Origin of the sequence: Novosphingobium sp. B-7 (genome assembly GCF_000410615.1) — a bacterium.
GTDB classification, from domain to species: Bacteria; Pseudomonadota; Alphaproteobacteria; order Sphingomonadales; family Sphingomonadaceae; genus Novosphingobium; species Novosphingobium capsulatum.
On record NZ_APCQ01000001.1, the window covers coordinates 1 to 1,033 of the forward strand.

Below are 1,033 nucleotides of genomic sequence, written 5' to 3' on the forward strand. Positions count from 1 at the left end.
GGTACAAGCCTATATCGGTTACGAGGCGCCGGGCGTCTTCGGCCCGGATACGAAACTCGGTCTCCAGGCCGGACGCTTCACGCTAAACCTCGGATCGCGGCGCCTCGTCGCCGCCGACGACTATCGCAACACGACAAACGGCTACACCGGCGTCCGGGCCGATATCGCCCTCCCGGACAATTTCTCCACAACGGCAATCTATACGCTACCGCAGATGCGGCTTCCTGACGCAAGGGCCGACCTTGTCGACAATAGGGTCAGGTTCGACCGCGAAAGTTTCGACCTTATTCTGTGGGGCGGCCTTTTCGCCAAGAAGCTCGCCGACAAGCGCAGCGCCGTCGAACTCAGCTTCTATCATCTCGGAGAACGGGACTCCCCGAGGCTCGCGACACGCGACAGGTCGCTCGATACCGCCAGCCTGCGCCTCGTCCGCGACCCTGCCCCCGGCAGCTTCGATTTCGAGAGCGAGACCATCTATCAATGGGGATCGATCAGCGCGTCGGTCGCCGCAACCGCGCCGACGCTCGATGTCTCCGCCTGGTTCGCGCATCTCGAGGCGGGCTATACCTTCCGCCATCCATGGTCGCCGCACCTCTCGATCGAATTCGATTATGCGAGCGGCGACGGCCGCGGGGCGAAGTTCACCCGCTTCGACACGCTGTTCGGCATGCGCCGCGCCGACCTCGCGCCGGCAGGCATCTACAATGCGGTAGGGCGGGCCAACCTCATCGCGCCCGGGCTGCGCATCGAAGTAGCGCCAGCGAAACGCGTCGACGCGTTCGCCGCCTATCGGCCGCTGTGGCTCGCGTCGCGCTACGACAGCTTCTCGACGACCGGCGTCCGCGATCCGTCCGGCAGCGCTGGAAGGTTCGCCGGTCATCAGGTGGAGGCGCGCGTGCGCTACTGGCTGATTCCCAAGCGCCTTCGCATGGAATGGAACGGCGTGTTGCTCGCGAAAGGAAGGTTCCTGCGCGATGCGCCAAATGCACCCACCGGCGGCGACACGATCTACAATTCGTTCAACGCCACGATC

General features: G+C 64.6%; 1 protein-coding gene. It reads left to right on the forward strand.

Features of this window, described 5'->3' with window-relative positions; all coding sequences use genetic code 11:
• On the forward strand, positions 1 to 1,033 hold a 1,033-nt coding region (locus tag H926_RS0100005), incomplete at both ends, for an alginate export family protein (protein WP_022674467.1).